20 protein-coding genes are annotated in these 16,174 nt (G+C 70.8%); 9 read left to right on the forward strand and 11 right to left on the reverse strand.

The genetic code is table 11. The features are described 5' to 3' along the window. The first annotated feature begins 293 nt into the window (after positions 1-293). From Psi01_RS39955 to Psi01_RS39970, 4 genes are all read left to right on the forward strand, one after another. On the forward strand, positions 294-863 hold the full coding sequence (locus Psi01_RS39955; RefSeq protein WP_204069406.1) for a hypothetical protein: 570 nt from the start codon (positions 294-296) through the stop codon (positions 861-863). Between the two features lie 125 nt (positions 864-988). Beyond that, entirely contained in the window at positions 989-1,444 is a 456-nt protein-coding gene (locus tag Psi01_RS39960) for a nuclear transport factor 2 family protein (protein WP_204069407.1), read from the forward strand. A gap of 75 nt (positions 1,445-1,519) precedes the next feature. Beyond that, on the forward strand, positions 1,520-2,143 hold the full coding sequence (locus Psi01_RS39965) for a PadR family transcriptional regulator (RefSeq protein ID WP_204069408.1): 624 nt from the start codon (positions 1,520-1,522) through the stop codon (positions 2,141-2,143). Between the two features lie 2 nt (positions 2,144-2,145). Next, on the forward strand, positions 2,146-2,958 hold the full coding sequence (locus tag Psi01_RS39970; RefSeq protein ID WP_204069423.1) for an SGNH/GDSL hydrolase family protein: 813 nt from the start codon (positions 2,146-2,148) through the stop codon (positions 2,956-2,958). A 23-nt stretch (positions 2,959-2,981) separates the two neighbouring features. Here Psi01_RS39970 and Psi01_RS39975 read toward each other — a convergent pair whose 3' ends face one another. Beyond that, positions 2,982-3,704, reverse strand: a complete 723-nt coding sequence (locus tag Psi01_RS39975; protein ID WP_204069409.1) for an SDR family NAD(P)-dependent oxidoreductase — start codon at positions 3,702-3,704, stop codon at positions 2,982-2,984. A gap of 107 nt (positions 3,705-3,811) precedes the next feature. Between Psi01_RS39975 and Psi01_RS39980 the strand changes: the two genes are divergently transcribed. Then, positions 3,812-4,447, forward strand: a complete 636-nt coding sequence (locus Psi01_RS39980; RefSeq protein ID WP_204069410.1) for a TetR/AcrR family transcriptional regulator — start codon at positions 3,812-3,814, stop codon at positions 4,445-4,447. Positions 4,448-4,551: 104 nt separating this feature from the next. Here the strand turns inward: Psi01_RS39980 and Psi01_RS39985 are convergent, their stop codons facing one another. Then, positions 4,552-5,388 (reverse strand): SDR family oxidoreductase, encoded by an 837-nt coding sequence (locus tag Psi01_RS39985; protein WP_204069411.1) that lies wholly within the window; start codon positions 5,386-5,388, stop codon positions 4,552-4,554. A gap of 81 nt (positions 5,389-5,469) precedes the next feature. Here Psi01_RS39985 and Psi01_RS39990 point away from each other — a divergent pair, with 81 nt between their 5' ends. After that, a complete protein-coding gene (locus Psi01_RS39990; protein ID WP_239128395.1) occupies positions 5,470-6,045 on the forward strand; it encodes a TetR/AcrR family transcriptional regulator in 576 nt (191 codons plus the stop codon). A 193-nt stretch (positions 6,046-6,238) separates the two neighbouring features. On the opposite strand, the gene Psi01_RS39995 is transcribed toward Psi01_RS39990, so the two are convergent. Together Psi01_RS39995 and Psi01_RS40000 are read right to left on the reverse strand one after the other, a co-directional pair. Further along, positions 6,239-7,291, reverse strand: coding sequence for a BMP family lipoprotein (locus Psi01_RS39995; protein ID WP_204069412.1), 1,053 nt, complete (start codon positions 7,289-7,291; stop codon positions 6,239-6,241). Positions 7,292-7,500: 209 nt separating this feature from the next. After that, positions 7,501-9,105 (reverse strand): methyl-accepting chemotaxis protein, encoded by a 1,605-nt coding sequence (locus Psi01_RS40000; RefSeq protein ID WP_204069413.1) that lies wholly within the window; start codon positions 9,103-9,105, stop codon positions 7,501-7,503. 272 nt (positions 9,106-9,377) lie between these two features. Between Psi01_RS40000 and Psi01_RS40005 the strand changes: the two genes are divergently transcribed. Beyond that, a complete protein-coding gene (locus Psi01_RS40005; protein WP_239128396.1) occupies positions 9,378-10,469 on the forward strand; it encodes a site-specific integrase in 1,092 nt (363 codons plus the stop codon). 64 nt (positions 10,470-10,533) lie between these two features. Here Psi01_RS40005 and Psi01_RS40010 read toward each other — a convergent pair whose 3' ends face one another. The 6 genes from Psi01_RS40010 to Psi01_RS40035 all read right to left on the reverse strand — a co-directional run bounded on the left by Psi01_RS40010 (position 10,534) and on the right by Psi01_RS40035 (position 13,779). Further along, complete coding sequence (locus tag Psi01_RS40010; protein ID WP_204069414.1) at positions 10,534-10,761, reverse strand: hypothetical protein; 228 nt, start codon at positions 10,759-10,761, stop codon at positions 10,534-10,536. Between the two features lies 1 nt (position 10,762). Further along, a complete protein-coding gene (locus Psi01_RS40015) occupies positions 10,763-11,248 on the reverse strand; it encodes a hypothetical protein (protein WP_204069415.1) in 486 nt (161 codons plus the stop codon). Then, entirely contained in the window at positions 11,245-11,502 is a 258-nt protein-coding gene (locus Psi01_RS40020; protein WP_204069416.1) for a hypothetical protein, read from the reverse strand. The genes Psi01_RS40015 and Psi01_RS40020 overlap by 4 nt, the downstream gene beginning before the upstream one ends. Before the next feature lie 156 nt (positions 11,503-11,658). Then, positions 11,659-11,898, reverse strand: coding sequence for a type II toxin-antitoxin system RelE family toxin (locus Psi01_RS40025; protein ID WP_204069417.1), 240 nt, complete (start codon positions 11,896-11,898; stop codon positions 11,659-11,661). Continuing rightward, positions 11,895-12,191, reverse strand: coding sequence for a type II toxin-antitoxin system prevent-host-death family antitoxin (locus tag Psi01_RS40030; RefSeq protein WP_204069418.1), 297 nt, complete (start codon positions 12,189-12,191; stop codon positions 11,895-11,897). Before Psi01_RS40030 ends, Psi01_RS40025 begins: the two co-directional genes overlap by 4 nt. A gap of 214 nt (positions 12,192-12,405) precedes the next feature. Then, positions 12,406-13,779, reverse strand: coding sequence for an FG-GAP-like repeat-containing protein (locus tag Psi01_RS40035; RefSeq protein ID WP_204069419.1), 1,374 nt, complete (start codon positions 13,777-13,779; stop codon positions 12,406-12,408). Between the two features lie 245 nt (positions 13,780-14,024). On the opposite strand from Psi01_RS40035, the gene Psi01_RS40040 reads away from it, so the two are divergent. Beyond that, on the forward strand, positions 14,025-14,762 hold the full coding sequence (locus Psi01_RS40040) for a ParA family protein (protein ID WP_204069420.1): 738 nt from the start codon (positions 14,025-14,027) through the stop codon (positions 14,760-14,762). Further along, complete coding sequence (locus Psi01_RS40045; RefSeq protein ID WP_204069421.1) at positions 14,762-15,694, forward strand: ParB/RepB/Spo0J family partition protein; 933 nt, start codon at positions 14,762-14,764, stop codon at positions 15,692-15,694. Before Psi01_RS40040 ends, Psi01_RS40045 begins: the two co-directional genes overlap by 1 nt. A 219-nt stretch (positions 15,695-15,913) precedes the next feature. On the opposite strand, the gene Psi01_RS40050 is transcribed toward Psi01_RS40045, so the two are convergent. Further along, positions 15,914-16,174, reverse strand: a 261-nt coding sequence (locus Psi01_RS40050; protein WP_204069422.1) for a hypothetical protein, incomplete at its 5' end; no start/stop codon positions are given.

A 16,174-nucleotide genomic window follows, 5' to 3' on the forward strand; every position in this document is an offset into this window, starting at 1 on the left:
GCGCCTGCTGACCCGGGTGCGGTGAACCTCCCGGCACGTCGGCCTCGTTGAACCCGTTCAATCAAAAGCTTTCGCGCTTCGCTTAAGTAAATTGAGTCACGCGAAAGCTTTTGCCATCACACGTCTGAGTTGCGATAACCCCTCGTTAACGCAACTCAGAAATCAGCCCTGCAGCGGGCTCCGGTGTCGCGCCGCCCCCTTCCCGAACCGGCCAGCCCACTGGTCTGTCTCATGAGAGTGCGTGAGGCTGGAGCCGGATGCGATAACCGGCACAGGACAGGAGGCGGCTCGAGTTGCATGGAGTTGCGGGTTCGGCCGACACCAGGGGCGGCGTCGTCCTGTTGGCCCTCGGGCCGGTGCTGGCAGCGGTGTACGCGGGACTCAACTACGTGGCTATCCGCAAGGGCGAGGAGGCGCAGCTGCGCGGGCCGGAGTGGAGAGAAGAGCCCGGCGCGATGAGCGACGGGATGACCTTCGTGGCCGCGAACGCATGGGGCCTGACGTGGCGGATCACCCTCGCGGCGGGAGTCCTGGGCCTCGCCCCGGTCGTCGCCGGTGTTCTTCTCCCGGTGCTGCGCGGCCGAGGACGGAACGGTCTCCTGGCTCTGGTCGGCGTCATCGCCGTGCTCTACGCCCTCCTCTTCGCTGTGGCCTGCCTCAACCGGTCGAGTCTCTTCGATTCGCCGGACTACGGAGAAGGGGTTCCGTCGTGGCAGCCGGCAACGCCTTTCATCCTGGTGGCGGCCGGGCTGGCGCAGAGCGTGGGCCTGGTCCAGCTGGACCGCGTGTCTCGTGGCCGCTCCGGGCCTCCCGGCGACTATCCGCCGGCACCGGGTCCCGGTGGTTCCGCGGCGCCGCAGTGAGCTCCGTCGGCATACCTCGTGATCAATGAGGCGGGACACCCCAACCGGAACCCCGGCGGTTATTTCCGTTCGCCACCCCGTACGACGTACGGTACAGTGTACGGAACCCAACCGAAGGAGCCGCGATGCAGCAGGAGACCGAGTACGGCCAGCAGGCGTTCACCCCGAGCGCCGAGGACCTCGCCGGCGTCGAGGCCTGGTTCGCCGAATACGACGCGCTGGCCGCGAGGGGCGCCGTCAGGGAGATCGCCGATCTGGCGGTCTTCCCCCTCAACCTCGCCACCGATGTGCCCGGCGGGTTCGCCGCCGTGCGCCAGTGGGACCGGGAGGAGTTCATTCAGGTGATGACCGAGGTCATGGGCGGCGGTACGGGGGACATGGAGATGAAGTCCGTCCGGACACCGCACTTCCTGACGTCCAACCTCGTGCTGGTCGAGACGGAGGCGACGGTCGTCGTGGAGGGGCGGCGGCAGTCGATGCGCTACGCCGACCTCCTCGTGCGCACCACGGACGGGTGGGCGTTCCAGACCATGGTGCAGGGCGGCTGGGGACACGGCTGGCCGCCCGCGACCCGCGGATAGCCCGATCTTGCCCCTGCCGGCCCTCCCTCCTATAGTCAACCCCATGACTAATCAATTCTTTGAGTATGGCTAGCGGTGGCTCTGCGGCACGCGGTGCTGGCGGCACTGCTGGACGGCGAGTTCAGCGGCTACCAGCTGACCAAGGTCTTCGACGTGGGCGTCTCCAACTTCTGGTACGCCACCCCGCAGCAGCTGTACGCCGAGCTGGCCAAGATGGAGAGCGACGGCCTGCTGACAGGCCGGAGGGTGGTCCAGCAGGGGCGCCCCGACAAGCGGATGTTCACCGTGACCGGGGCCGGTCTGGCCGAGCTGGCCGCCTTCGCCGCGGCGCCGGCCAAACCCCTGCTGATCCGTGACGACCTGATCGTGAAGGTCCACGCCTGCGACCTGCTCGATCCCGAACCCCTCATCGCCCAGCTCCACGAGCGCGCCGCCGAGGCCGCGGCCAAGCTCGAGCTGTTCGACAAGATGCTCGTGCGCCTGCGGGGCGGGCTGGAAGAGGAGGAGTTCCTGCGCCGGGGCGAACGCGTCGGCCCGTACCTCACCTGCCTGGGCGGGCTCCGGCTGGAGCGGCAGATGCGCGAGTGGTGCCTGCAGACGGCGCGGACGCTGAGCGAGCGCGCCGTACGAGACGAGACTGCGCAAGACGAGAGCGCACGAGACGAGCCCGCGCGAGGCGGGAAGGGAACGCTGCCGTGACGATCTACCACCGCTACGTCGCCCTCGGGGACAGCCAGACCGAAGGGCTCGGCGACGGCGACGACGTGCGGGGACACCGCGGTTTCGCCGACCGGCTCGCCGAGCAGCTGGCCCTGCTCAATCCCGATCTGCTCTACGCCAACCTCGCCGTACGCGGCCGCCTGGCCGCCCAGGTCCGCGACGAGCAGCTCGAGGCCGCCCTGAAGCTGCGCCCCGACCTGGTCACGGTCATGGCCGGTATGAACGACCTCATCCGTCCCCGGTTCGACGCGGCCGAGGTGGCGGGCGCCCTGGAGGAGATGTTCGCCGCGCTGACCGCCTCCGGGGCGCACGTGGTCACCGTGACCTTCCCCGACATCGGCAGAATCGTCCCGCTCGCGCGGCGGCTGCTGCCCAGGGTTCTCGACCTCAACGCCCGCATCCGCCAGGCCACCGCCCGCCACGGCGTGACCGTCATCGACACCTTCCCGCTCACCTCCGTCACCGACACGCGGGTATGGAGCGCCGACCGGCTGCACGCCAGCCCGCACGGCCACTCCGTGATCGCCGCCGCGCTGGCGCACGCGCTGGAGCTGCCCGGCAGCGACGGCACCTGGATGGACCCGCTCCCGCCGCTGCCCGCGCCGGCCCCCTGGCAGGCGGCGGCCACCGAGGCGCGCTGGCTGGCCTCGTTCGCCGGGCCGTGGATCGGCCGCCGCCTGCGCGGGCGCTCCTCCGGCGACGGCCGTACGGCCAAGCGCCCCGCTCTCCTGCCGGTCATCACGCCCGGCGGTCAGGCGGCCCCCGGCGGGCCGAACGCGGCCGCGGCCCCCTGACCTGCCTCCTCGGGCAGAGGCGGTCAGCGGCCGAAGGAGCCGACCAGGGCCTCGGGCCGGTCGCGGATGGCGTACAGGTCCCAGAAGTGGCCGGCGAACACGTCGGGGTGGATCACCTCCGGCTCGAATCCGAGCGGTTCGGGCGAGGAGGTGATCGCCCGGTGCGGCACGCTGCCCTCGATCATGGCGCCGACGTTGACGGCGCCCACGTACACGCCCTTGTCCGCGAGTGAGGCGTTGAGCGTGTGGACGTAGTTGCGCAGCGCGGCCTGGGCCATGCCGATGTTGCCCAGGAACGGGGTCGGGTGCAGGCCGGACTGGCCCGCCGTGAACAGGATCGCGCCCTCGCCGCGCTCGACCATGTCAGGCAGGACCTGCCGGACCAGGGCGACCGCCGACAGCAGGAAGCGGTCGAGGATCAGCTGCGTGTTCTCGACGTCGACGTCGAGCGCGGCCTGGATGCCCTCGCCCATGTCGCCGCCGCCCGGGCTGAACTCCGCCACGTCGATGCGCCCGTAGGCGCGCTTGATGGCCGCGACGGCGCCCGCGATCTGGTCGCGGTCGTAGACGTCGGCGGTGAAGCCCGCCGCCTCGATGCCGTCGGCGGCCAGCTCGGCCACCAGGCGGTCGAGGTTGGCGGCGGTACGGGCGACGAGCGCGACGCGGAAGCCTTCACGGCCGAAGCGGCGGGCGACGGACAGGCCCAGGACGGGGCCGGCACCGAAGATCGCAAGGGTCTTGGGCATGCGGGGGTCAGCTCCTTCGACGGGATCCCAATAAGTTGACCGTACTCTCAACTTATTTGAGCGTACGCATAAGTTGGGAGTACGGTCAACTTAGGTAGGATCGGCTCATGCCGCCCCGTACGAAGCCGCTGAGGAAGGACGCGCAGCGCAACCGCGACCTGCTGGTCACCACCGCCCGCGAGCTGTTCGCCGCCCGCGGCCTGGACGTCTCCCTCGACGAGATCGCCCGCACGGCGGGGGTCAGCAGCGGCACGCTGTACAACCACTTCCCCGATCGCGCCGACCTGGTCGAGGCCGTCTTCGCCGACCGCGTCGCGACCGTGGCCGAGATCGCCGAGCACGCCCTGGCGATAGCCGACCCGTGGGCGGGTCTGGTCCACTTCCTGGAACGGGTCTGCGAACTGCAGGCCGCCGACCGCGGATACAACGACCTGGTCTCCCGCCGCCTCCCGCAGGCGCCCCCCACCGAGGATCACGCGCGCGGCTATGAGCTGATGGTCAGGATCATCGACCGGGCGCGGGAGTCCGGGGCGCTACGCGACGACGTCACCCTGGAGGACATGGCCTTTGTGACCTGGGGGACCGCCCGCACGGTCGAGGCCACAGCCGGCGTCAGGCCGCAGGCCTGGCGCCGCCACCTGGCGTTGATGCTGGACGGCCTGCGGGCCACGGCGGCCCGCCCCCTGCCGGAACCGCCGCTGCGCCCGGAGGAACTGGCCGACATCATGCGCGCCTGCTCCTGACGTGTGCGCCCCGGCCGGTGAGCGGCCGGGAGCCGGAGCGCGCCGCGGCGGACGAACGCGGTCGGGTCTTCCCGTCCGGACCCGGCCCCCGGCGCGCTGCGGGCTCAGCGGAAGGCCGCGGCGTTGCGCGCCGCCCAGTCGGCGAAGGCACGCGGCGCCCGGCCGAGGACCCGCTCGACGTCGGGGCTGATCCGCCGCTCGGCGGGGGTGGGCTCGCCGAGGATGGCCAGGGTCGTCTCCACCACGGGTGCGGGCATGAACGCCAGCATCTGCGCGCGTGCCTCCTCACGGGTCTGCTCGACGAACCGGACCGGCTCGCCGATCGCGTCGCCGATCGCCTCGGCCCGCTGCCGGGGCGTGCTGAGGGCGGGCCCGGTCAGCTCGTAGACCTGCCCGGTGTGACCGTCCCGGGTCAGGGCCGCGGCGGCCACCTCGGCGATGTCGGCCGGGTCGACGACCGGCAGGCCGACGTCCCCGAACGGGGCGGCGACCGCGCGCCGGGCGCGGACCGGCTCGGCCCAGGCGTAGGCGTTGGAGGCGAAGCCGCCGGGCCGCAGGATCGTCCAGTCCAGGCCCGACCGTCGTACGGCGTCCTCGATGGCGCGCATCGTGGCCCCGTGGGAGGCCGACTCCGGCCGGGTCGCGACGCCCTGGGAGGACAGCAGCACGACCCGTGCGACCCCGCCGGCCTCCGCCATGCCGAGGATGGCGTCCGGGTCCAGCAGGTGCCCGGCGCCGGTGTCGTGCAGGAACAGCGCCCCGGCGCCGTCGAAGGCCTCCCGCAGGCCCGCGGGTTCGGTGAGGTCGGCCGGCAGGTGCCGGGCCCCGGCCGGGACCGGCGACGGCGTGCGGGAGATCGCGGTCACCTTCTCCCCTGCTGAAGCAAGCACTTGGACAAGCTCCCGCCCGACGTTACCGGTCGCGCCCGTCACAACGATCATGATGTGTCCCCTGTCTGAGTTAGTTGACTAACTAAGAGGGACCATAGCGGGCGGTCCCGCCGTACGTCTAGAGTTAGTCAGGTGACTGACTCAACAGGGGTCCGGCGGCCGGGCAAGCGGGAACGGTTGGCGGCCGCCGCCGTGCGGATCCTGCACGAGCAGGGCGTCGAGAAGACGACGCTGGCCGACATCGCCAAGGCGGCCGAGGTGCCGGTGGGCAACGTCTACTACTACTTCAAGACCAAGGACCAGCTCATCGAGGCGGCGATCGAGGCGCACCGGCGCGACCTGGGAGAGATGACCGCCTCGCTCGATCGGCTGCCCACCCCCCAGGAGCGGCTCAAGGCCCTGCTGAACGGCTGGGTGGAACAGCGCGAACTCGCCGCCCGCTTCGGCTGCCCCACCGGGACGCTGGCCTCGGAGCTCGACAAGCGCGACGACGGCCTCGACCGCGCGATCGCCGACGTCATGCGGGCACTGCTCGACTGGGCCGAGCTGCAGTTCCGGGAGATGGGGCGCGACGACTCCCGCGAGCTCGCCGTCGCCCTGATAGCCGCCTACCAGGGCATATCCCTGCTCACCAACACCTTCCGCGACCCCGAGCTGATGGCCGTCGAAGGCCGCCGGCTGGAGCGCTGGATCGACTCCCTGGCCTGAGGGCCCCGGCCCGGCGAACGGCCGGAGTGTTTACGCCGTAAACACTCCGGGAGATCGCCGCGGGCCCGCCGTACCTCATGAAGAGTAGGTACGGCGCGCCGCGAGCGGACCCCGGCAGGTGTTTACGGCGTAAACACCTGCCGGGCGGAGACCCGGCGCGGGGACCGGGCCAGGACTCGGTTCAGCGCCCGGCTCAGGGCTTGGTGGGAACCGTGACGGCTCCGTCGAGGATCTGCTGGCGGATGCTGTCCACCTTGCGCTGCACCTCGCTGACGGCCTTGGCGTTGGAGACCGAGTAGCCCACGCCGTCGGTCTTGAGGTCGAAGCGCTTGACGCCTCCGGCGCGGTCGCCCTTGATGAAGGCCTGGATCTCCTGGAAGACCGCGTTGTCCACGCGCTTGATCATCGAGCTCAGGATGGAGTCGCGGACCCCGGGCTCGGCGGTCTGGTACTGGTCGGAGTCGACTCCGATGGCCCAGGTGCCCTTGCGGGCGGCGACGGCCTGCAGCGAACCGGCGCCGGAGGCTCCGGCGGCGGTGTAGACGACGTCCACCCCGTCGGCGAGCATCCGCTCGGCGATCTTCTTGGCCTTGTCGGGGACGCCGAAACCGCTGAAGTCCGGGGGAGTGGACAGGTAGTCGACGCTGACCCGCACACCCGGCCGGGCCTTGCGGGCGCCGGCGGTGAAGCCCGCCTCGAACTTCTGCAGCAGCGGCATGCGCACGCCGCCGATGAACCCGATCCGGCCGGACTGCGACTTCATGGCTGCCGCGGCTCCGACGAGGTAGGAGCCCTGCTCCTCGGCGAAGACCAGGGAGACCACGTTCGGAGCGCTGAAGGAGTCGTCGTCGACGATGGCGAAGGTGGTGTCGGGGAACTCGGCGGCGACCGTCTGGACGGCCTTGGCGTACAGGAAGCCGACCGCGATGACGGGGTTGCGCCCGGCCTTGGCCAGCTCGCGCAGCTTGGTCGCCCGCTCCTCTTCGGTCTCCTCGGAGAGCGTGACCTCGACCCCGTCGACCTCCAGCTCCTTCTTCGCCCGGTCCAGGCCCGCGGCCGCCGCGTCGTTGAAGCTCTTGTCGCCCCGGCCGCCCTGGTCGAAGGCGAGCCCGACGCGCACCTGCTCCAGACCGAGGCCGTCGGTTTCGGCGGCGGCGAGGCGCAGAGCCGGTTCCGGCTCGGCGCCGCACCCGGCGAGGGCCGTGACGGCCACGGCGGCCAGCACGGCCATGCTCCTGTAGCGCACTGTGGTCTTCCTTCTCGTCGTGGACGACGGGTTCGGATCGATCTGTTCGGTTGGTGGGACGGGGCTGCGGGACGCCGGAGTGTTTACGGCGTAAACACTCGCGGGTGTTCACGCCGTAAACACCCGCCGGTGTTCACGGCGTGAGCGCCCGGGTGTTTACGGCGTAAACACTTGGACCCTTCACGGCGTGGACACCCCGGCCGGCCGGGTCAGTGGCGGAACTGACCGACGGCCTCCCGCAGGCGCTGGGACACGCTGTTGAGCTCGGCGACCCTCTGACGCGAGCGGGTGATGTCGGCGTCGACCTCGGAGGCCGAGGAGGCCACCAGGGCGATGCTGTCCGCGATGCGGGTGGCTCCCGCGGCGGCGTCGGCCACGTTGCGGTTCATCTCGTTCGTCGTCGCGGTCTGCTCCTCCACCGCGCTGGCGATCGTCAGCTGGTAGCTGCTGATCCCGGAGATGACCTCGCTGATCTTGTTGATGGCGCCGACCGCGGCGGTGCTGTCGTTCTGGATCGCCTGCACCAGACGGCCGATCTCGTCGGTCGCCGAGGCGGTCTCCTGGGCCAGGTTCTTGACCTCGTGGGCGACCACGGCGAAGCCCTTGCCGGCGTCGCCGGCGCGGGCGGCCTCGATGGTGGCGTTGAGGGCCAGCAGGTTGGTCTGCTCGGCGATCGAGGTGATGAGGTTGACCACGTGGTTGATCTCGGAGGAGGACGAGGTCAGCTGGGCCACGGTGGTGTTGGCCGACTCGGCGGCGACCACGGCCTCGGCGGCCACCCGGGCCGCGTCCGAGGCGTTCCTGGAGATCTCCTCGATCGCGCCGCCCATCTCGCGGGAGCCGTCGGCGACGTCGCGCACGCTCTGGCTCACCTCCTGCGAGGTCCGCACCGCGGCCCCGGCCTGAACGGAGGTCTGGGCGGCGCTGTCGGCGAAGGTGCTGGTGACCTGGTCCAGCTCGGTCGACATCTCCGCGAGCGTGCCGGCGTGACCGGCCACCTCGGTGACGACCGAACGGACCGCCGAGAGCGCCTCGTTGAGCGCCACCGCCATCTGCGCGGGCTCGTCCTGGCCCTGGGTCGGCAGCTCCACGTTCAGCTCCCGGCGGGCCACCGTGCGCAGGGCGTCCCGGGCCGCCGTGACGGGGGCGACGATGCTGCGTGTGACGGTGAAGGCGAGCAGGACGCCCAGCAGGAGCGCCAGCGCCGTACCGACCGTGATGGCCCGCTGGGCGGAGGCGGCCGCGTCCGCGGAGGCCTCCACGGCCTGCTGGCTGCGCTGGTCGACGGACTGCGCCAGCTGCTGGGAGGCGCGCAGGATCCGGTAGTAGGTGTTCCAGCTGTCGATGGTGGCGAGCTGGTCGCCCTCCCACAGGGACTCGGGGGTGTCCTTGCGGAAGATCTCGACGATCTCGTCGTTGGTCGCGAAGTACGTCTCGGACTCGGCGGTGATCCGGTCGAACAGCCCGCGCTCGGAGGTGGTCATGACGTCGGTGGCCACCTGGGAGACGAAGTTCTCGAAGCGCTTGCGCTCCTGCTCCCAGGCCTTGTAGTTGACGGAGTCGCCGCCGAAGGCCCGGTCGGCGCCCAGCCGGTGGACGTCGGTGATGTAGGCGCTCTGCCAGCCGCTCATGCTGGCCGCGTAGAACTTGATCTCCTTGGCCTGGCTGGTGAGCACCTGCAGGTCGCGTACCTGCGCGGCGGTGTTCCGCTGGTCCTGGATCGCGGAGAAGGCGATCACCGCGACCACGGCGAGGAGCACCAGCAGGGCGGTGAAAGCTCCCGCCAGCCGTACTCCGATTCTGACGCGACGCATGCCAATCCTCCGTGATCGATACTTCTCTGAACACGCATCGGCGGAGGAGAGAGGAACCTGAGCTCCCCTGCTCCGGGCGGTGGGGTGGGATCGCCCACTCTCGGCGCGCCCTCCGAGTGTTTACGCCGTAAACACCGCCGGGTGCTCTGAGGGCTCCGGAGTGTTTACGGCGTAAACACTCCGAGGCGCCGGGCGGCCGGCTTCCTCAGATCACTGTCGGCTCCGCCTGGCAGACTGCGGTGCGGGTACGGCGGACGGCACGGGAGGTCGTGGTGGTCGGTGACGCACGCGAAGACGTCGAGCGCCGGGGCGACGTGATCCAGGGGACCGCCGTGGTCCGGGACGACGCCGTCCGGGGGACCGCCGTGACCGGAACCGACGCGACGCTCTCGGCGACGACAGCGGCCCGCATCACGGCCAGCGTCCCGGAGACCACCCGCCGCGCCTACGCCGGAGACTGGAACCGCTTCACCGCCTGGTGCGCCCGGGCCGGCCGTACGGCGCTGCCCGCCTCCGCCGAGACGCTCGCCGAGTACGTCTCCGCCCTGGCCGACGAGGGCAAGGCCCCGGCCACCATCACCCGCGCCATCGCCGGCATCCGCACCGCGCACCGGATCAACGGGCTCCTGCCGCCGGACACCACCGCCGCCCGCGCCGTCCGCAAGGCCTACCGGGGAGAGCGGGCCGCAGCCGGGATGCCCAACCAGCGGCAGGCCGCCGCGCTGGCCGTCTCCCACCTGCGGCGCATCGCCGCGGCCCTGGACACCGGCACCGCGACGGACCTGCGCGACCGCCTGACCGTCGTGCTCGGCTGGGCCATGATGGCCCGCCGCAGCGAGCTGGCGGGTCTCGACCTGGGCGACGTGGCCGACGTCGAGCAGGGTCTGCTGGTCACCGTGCGCAGGTCCAAGACCGACCGGGCCGCGACCGGCCGGCGGGTCGCCGTCCCCTACGGCTCGGACCCGCTGACCTGTCCCGTGCGGACCCTGCGCGCCTGGCGGTCCCTGCTGGCCGAGCGCGGCTCCACCTCCGGGCCGCTGCTGCGCCGCATCGACCGCCACGGCGTCATCGCCGGCGTCCCGGGTGCCAGGCCCTCCGGCAGCGGTCCCGCCGACGGCCGCCTCAGCGGCCACACCATCGGCACGATCCTCACCCGCGCCGCCCGGCGCGCCGGCCTCGCCGTCGACGACCTGAGCGCCCACAGCCTGCGCGCCGGCGGAGCCACCGGCGCCTACACCGCGGGCGCCGACCTGGTATCCATCGGCCGCCACGGCGGCTGGCGCGACGGATCGAGCGAGCTGCTGAAGTACATCCGCGACGTCGACCGCTGGAAGCACAACCCCATGCACGGCGTCGGCCTCTGACGGGCGGCCGGAGTGTTTACGCCGTAAACACCTGCCGTCGGCCTCATCCCGCAGCACGGGAGTATCAGGCGACGGATTGCCGTTTGCGGTATTCCTCCGCCGCCGCGAGCAGCACACTGACAGGGATCATGGTTTGATCGTCGGCCAGGCTCGCAACGATCGCCTCACGGATCAGTGCGGTCGGCTTGATGCCGCGCTCGGCTGCCCGGGCGCGTACCGCGTCCATCACCGGCTTGGGCAGCCGCAACGACGTGGTGATCATCTGATCGGAGATTTCGTCGGCAACGTCCATCTCAGCCCCAGTTCTCAGGCGGGCCGTCCTGGAGATCTTCGACGCTCACCCCTGGCAGGTCGGTCAGGATAGGTCGCCAGATGTACTTGCCGGCGAGGGTCAGCACGGTACGGTCGGTTCGGTTTCCCCAATAGGCTGCCTCGGCCACGTCGATCGGCACCGTGTCGACCCCGAGATCCGCCCACGTGCCGGAGATCCCTCTCTGGGCATCTCCATCGAGATCGACCTTGACAGGGTCATAGCCGACGCCGAGCCGGACGACGATCTCATCGGAGCCGGGTTGCGGATTACGGGCCAGGAGCTCTGCATCGAGGTATTCGCGCTGGTCAATTGTAAGGCGGGCCCGTGCGGCGATCACCGACGTGACAGGCAGGAGGAGACCTCCGGGGACCTGGCGTTTGATCACGTGGACCATGCCGACCGCCTGGTCGTGTCCTTGCGCATAAGCGGTGATGAGGGAGGTGTCGAGTATGAACTTGGCACTCACGCCGTGGCTCGTCCGGAGTATTTGGCGATGAGCTCTTCAGCACGGCGCTCACCGGCGGCGAAACCTTCGGGGTTGGATGCGCGGATGGCCTCGATGCGACGCGCCTCACGCTCCTTGGCGGCTCGGTAGTCCTCTTGCATCTGCCGGTGGAGAGCCCGAGCGATGTACTCGGCAGGGGTCATGTCCTGGCCGGTCTCAGCGATCCACTGTCGGGCCTCGGCAAGCAACTCCGCCGGGAAGGGCTCGTTATCCATGTGCTGAGCGTAGTGCAGATGCATTGCAGGCCACAGGGTGTTGCGGCCTTCCTGTAGAGGAGCTCACCGGACGTTTTTCTCCGTCGCAGAGTCGGGGTGTTTACGCCGTAAACACTCCAGGCACCGCTCGGGCGGTACGGCGTGGCAGCGGGACGGTCAGGTGTTGACCTGGAGGACCCATATCGACACGTGGTCCGGGTCGTGGGTGTAGACGAGGCGGAAGGTGTCGGTGCGCAGCTCGAACGCGCCGGGGATGCCCCCGTAGGGGCGGGCGCCCAGAGGTTCGGGATCCTCGGTGAGATCGAGCAGGGTGTCGGCGATCAGCATGCGCAGGCCCGGAGCGGTCTCCCGCAGGGCTTCGCGGACGGCGTCGGCGAGTTCGAGGGATCGTTTCAAGAGCGCTCGCCCGAAACGGGCAGGCCGAGGTCGGCGTACAACTCCTCCGGAGAGCTGTAGCCGTGCATGGGCAGCTCGCCGCGCTTGCGGGCGGCGATCGCCGCGGCGACGCTCGCGATCTCCCGCTCCCGGCGCAACCGCAGGAGCTCCTCGTACTCCTCCTCGGATATGAGGACGGCGCGCTCCTCGTCGGAGCGGGTGATCGTGGTGGGCTGGTGACCGTGTACGGCGCGGGCCACCAGAGGACCGAGCCTCTTGCGCGCCTCGACGATGCCGAGCGTCTCGTTGGTCATGCGACCACGATACCTGAGGTGTCCATCCTGTACATGGCGCTCACCCTGAACGCTTTTCAGTGTTTACGCCGTAAACACTCCTCATGCGTGGGAGCCGTACAGGCGCCGGAGGTGTTTACGGCGTAAACACTTCAGGCCTCCGCTGGAGCGTCCAACGGAGACCTGGAAGGTGACTGTTCCGCCTGCCGGGCGAGAGCCGTACGGCGGTGCCGGGTTACGCGACGCCGCCGCCCTTGATCTTCTTGATCTTCTTGAGCTGCACCTTGGCCTTGGCCTTCGCCTTGGTGTTGACGGCCGGAACCGGCTTGGGCTTGGCCGCGGGCTTGGGCTCGACGGTCGGCTTGGGCTTGACGGTGGGATTCGGCTTGACCGGGGGCACCGCAGGGGGCGTGGACGCGGGTATGCAGACGGTCGTCACGATCGAGAGCGCGTGGCTGGTGACGCGCGGGATGACCAGGTCGGGTGCGCCGTCGCCGTTGAAGTCCGCCGCCACGACCCGGCCGGACCCGCTGCCCGCGTTGAAGGGAACGGGCGGCTTGAAGGTGCCGTCGCCGTTGCCGAGCAGCAGGGAGAGCGTGCCGGGGAACGTGTCGTGCAGCACGACCAGGTCGGGCTTGCCGTCCTTGTTGAAGTCGCCGGAGGTGACGGTGTCGATGTCCGGCCCCACGGTGTGGGCGACGGCCGGGGCGAAGGTGCCGTCGCCGTTGCCGGTCAGCACGTGCGCCGTGCCGCCGGAGGGCACCAGGAAGGCCAGGTCGGTCTTCCCGTCCCGGTTGAAGTCCGCGGCGGTGAGGCCCTCGGGGTAGGAGTCCCCGGGGTAGGAGACGGCCGGGGCGAAGGTGCCGTCGCCGTTGCTGAGCCGCACCTCGACGGAGTTGCTCGTCGGCGGGCCGCTGGTGGCGTAGGCCACGTCGTCGTCACCGTCCCCGTCGAAGTCCCTGACGAGGATGTCCGCGCTCCACGCGGCGGGGCCGGCGACGACGGGCATCTGGAAGGTGCCGTCACCGTTGCCGACCAGCAGCTCCGTGGAGGAGCCGCCGCCGATGGACAGCAGGTCCTGGTCGCCGTCGTCGTCGAAGTCACCGGGGACGACGGCCATGGTCACGGCGGAGGCGAAGCCGATGACGGGCGAGTCGAAGGTGCCGTCGCCGTTGCCCGGCAGGATCGTCAGGAGCTGGTCGCCGGCGTCGGGGACGGCCAGGTCGTTGACGGCGTCGCCGTCGAAGTCGGCCACCGCGAAGCGGGAGGCGGAGCCGGATCCGGTGTGGACGGTGACGGGCGGGTCGAAGGTGCCGTCGCCGTTGCCGATCATCACCTGGACGGAGGCGCCGGTGGGCTGCCAGACGCTTACGACGAGGTCGGGCGTGGCATCAGCGTTGACCTTCGTCGCCACCACCATGCGGGGGGCGTCGCTGAGAGAGGTGTCGGGGGCGGGGCTGAACCCGATCGCGGCGCACCCGGGCAGAGGGGCGGCCTGGGCGGGTGCGGCGGTGGCGGCCAGGCCGCCGGAGGTCAGGGCGATCGCCGCGAGCAGACCGGTGGCACGATTACGGGCCGCGGCACGCCGCCGCGGGTGAGACGTGTTCAAGGAAGCTCCTCCATGAGCCGTTCGCCGCCGGCGGGCGCTCCCTCGTGGAACTCCGTGGGTGCCGGACGTCGGTAAGGGTTCCCATCGGCCGGTGGCTGCGACGGGTGAGGGCTTTGCGGAGGTACGGCCGCGCCATACGGGGCGCGCCGGGGGGTGTTTACGCCGTAAACACTATGATCATCTGGGATAGTTGGCCTCCTGATCCGAAGTACCACCTCGGGAAGCACACGGAACAGGAGCCCCACGTGGCCAGAGTGCATGTTGTCCTCAACCAGAAGGGCGGCGTCGGCAAGTCCACGCTCGCCGTCAACCTCGCCGCCGTCACCGCCGACACCGTCGGGGGAGTGGCGGGGGAGAACCCCCCGGTCGTCACGGTCTCCATCGACCCGCAGGGTTCGGCCGTCTGGTGGTCGGAGAGAGTGGGGGAGGCGCTCCCCTTCGACTTCGTCCAGGCTCACGACGACATCGCCGGACTGGCGAACCTCCGGCACATCCCGCACGTCACCGATGTGTGGGTGGACACCCCCGGCTGGCTGGACCTGTCGGACGGGGCCTCGGCCGAGGACCCCCTGGGGGACGGCAAGGCCGCCGAGGCGCTGCGCGCCGTACTCGACAACGCCGACGACGTGATCGTCCCGATCGAGCCGGAGCCGCTGGCCTTCCAGCCGACCTTCAACACGATCGAGAAGGTCGTCAAGCCCCGAAAGCTGCCCTACCTCGTCGTCGCCAACAACTGGGATCCGCGTGACGGCCGCGCCGATCTGGACGACACCCTGCAGTTCGTCCGCAACCAGGGCTGGCCGCTGGCCAACACGGTCATCCGGCACTACAAGATCCACTCTCGTGCGTCGGCCGAGGGCATGGTCGTCACCCAGTACCCCAAGAACCGGGTCGCGATGGAGGCCCGCGAGGACTTCTACCGGCTCGCGCTGGAGCACGGTCAGCTGAGGAACGGGAACGGGAACGGGAACGGGAAGGCCTGATGGCGGGCAAGAGGACGAGCCTGGCGGCGCTCATGGTCGGCCAGCCGGCCGAGACGGGACCGGAGACCGCGGAGGCCGCGGTCCCGCAGGCGCCGAAGTGGCCGCAGACCGTGCGCCTGGAGGACCTGGCCGACAACCCCGACAACCCCCGTGACAGCCTGCGCGACCTGGACGGCCTGGCCGACACGATCCGGGACGAGGGCCTGCTGCAGGATCTCGTGGTGGTCCCCCGCGAGGTCTGGCTGGGCGTCTATCCGCACCACGCCGAGCAGATCGGCGACCGGCCGTACGTCATCCAGCACGGCCACCGCCGCCGGCACGCGGCCGCGCTGGCCGGGCTGACTGAGGTGCCGGTGAAGGTGCGCGACTCCGCCGACTCCGCCGAGGAGCGCACCCTCATCGAGAACTTCCAGCGGGACGACCTGACGCCTCTGGAGGAGGCACGCGCCCTGCAGCGCCTGATGGACCTGCGGGAGATCTCCCTGCGGGAGGCCTGCCGGAAGGTGGGCAAGTCCGCGGGGTGGGGGTCGCAGCGGCTGATCCTGCTCAAGCTGATCCCCGAGCTGCAGCAGGCCCTGGCCGACGGCGAGCTGCGGGTGGAGGACGCCCGGGAGATCGGCAAGCTCCCGCCAGAGGAGCAGGCGATGCCGGTGGCTCCGCCGCCGGTCGAGGCTCCGCCGCCGCCCGCCGAGCGGTCCCGGCCGTCCGCCGGGAACGGCGCCCAGAGCGGGGCCCAGAGCGGGGAGGGTGTTTACGGCGTAAACACTTCGAGGAGTACGGCCCGCCGGGACCGGTTCTTCGCGGAGACGGGCGACTACGGGGTCATCCCGCTGGGCCCGCCCGCGGCCATCGCGGCCGAGCTGCGGGCCCGGCTGTCGAAGGAGGACCTGGAGAAGCTGGTGGAGCTGCTGTCGATGGCGGTGGCCCGCTGAGGGAGATCGGGAGTGTTTACGGCGTAAACACTCCGAGGCCTTCGCACGGTGAACACCCTCAAGTGTTTACGCCGTAAACACTTGAGCCCGTGAACGCCGTACGGCGGCGCCCGGTCGCGGGAACGCCAGTGGGCCGTCACCGGAATCCGGTGACGGCCCACTGGCGTCGTGTGAGAGATCGGCGGAAAGGGCGATCTCGCAGGGAAGAACGTGGCGCGCTCAGCCGCGGAGCGCGGACAGGCGCTCGCGCAGGAACCCGCGACCGGCGTAGGCGGCACCGACGGCCATGAGCAGGCCGCCGACGACGAATCCGGCGGGGGCGCCGGCCGGGTTGTCGGCCGGGGTGGTGGCCGAGTTGCCGCCGGGCAGGGCGACGACGGAGGCCGTGGTGGTCGCGTCGGAGGACCGGTCCGCGGCGGGCTGCGCGGCGGCGGCCGCGGCGACGGGCTGGGCCGCGGTGGCGGCCTTGACCGCCGCGGG

Origin of the sequence: Paraplanobispora siamensis, assembly GCF_016863175.1 — a bacterium.
In the GTDB taxonomy this organism is placed as follows: domain Bacteria; phylum Actinomycetota; class Actinomycetes; order Streptosporangiales; family Streptosporangiaceae; genus Planobispora; species Planobispora siamensis.

Coding starts and splice junctions, on each gene's coding strand:
- Psi01_RS39960 (WP_204069407.1), top strand. CDS start 989: ATGCAGCAGGAGACCGAGTACGGCCAGCAGGCGTTCACCCCGAGCGCC.
- Psi01_RS39975 (WP_204069409.1), bottom strand. CDS start 3,704: ATGCCCAAGACCCTTGCGATCTTCGGTGCCGGCCCCGTCCTGGGCCTG.
- Psi01_RS39980 (WP_204069410.1), top strand. CDS start 3,812: ATGCCGCCCCGTACGAAGCCGCTGAGGAAGGACGCGCAGCGCAACCGC.
- Psi01_RS39985 (WP_204069411.1), bottom strand. CDS start 5,388: ATGATCGTTGTGACGGGCGCGACCGGTAACGTCGGGCGGGAGCTTGTC.
- Psi01_RS40000 (WP_204069413.1), bottom strand. CDS start 9,105: ATGCGTCGCGTCAGAATCGGAGTACGGCTGGCGGGAGCTTTCACCGCC.
- Psi01_RS40010 (WP_204069414.1), bottom strand. CDS start 10,761: ATGGACGTTGCCGACGAAATCTCCGATCAGATGATCACCACGTCGTTG.
- Psi01_RS40020 (WP_204069416.1), bottom strand. CDS start 11,502: ATGGATAACGAGCCCTTCCCGGCGGAGTTGCTTGCCGAGGCCCGACAG.
- Psi01_RS40030 (WP_204069418.1), bottom strand. CDS start 12,191: ATGACCAACGAGACGCTCGGCATCGTCGAGGCGCGCAAGAGGCTCGGT.
- Psi01_RS40045 (WP_204069421.1), top strand. CDS start 14,762: ATGGCGGGCAAGAGGACGAGCCTGGCGGCGCTCATGGTCGGCCAGCCG.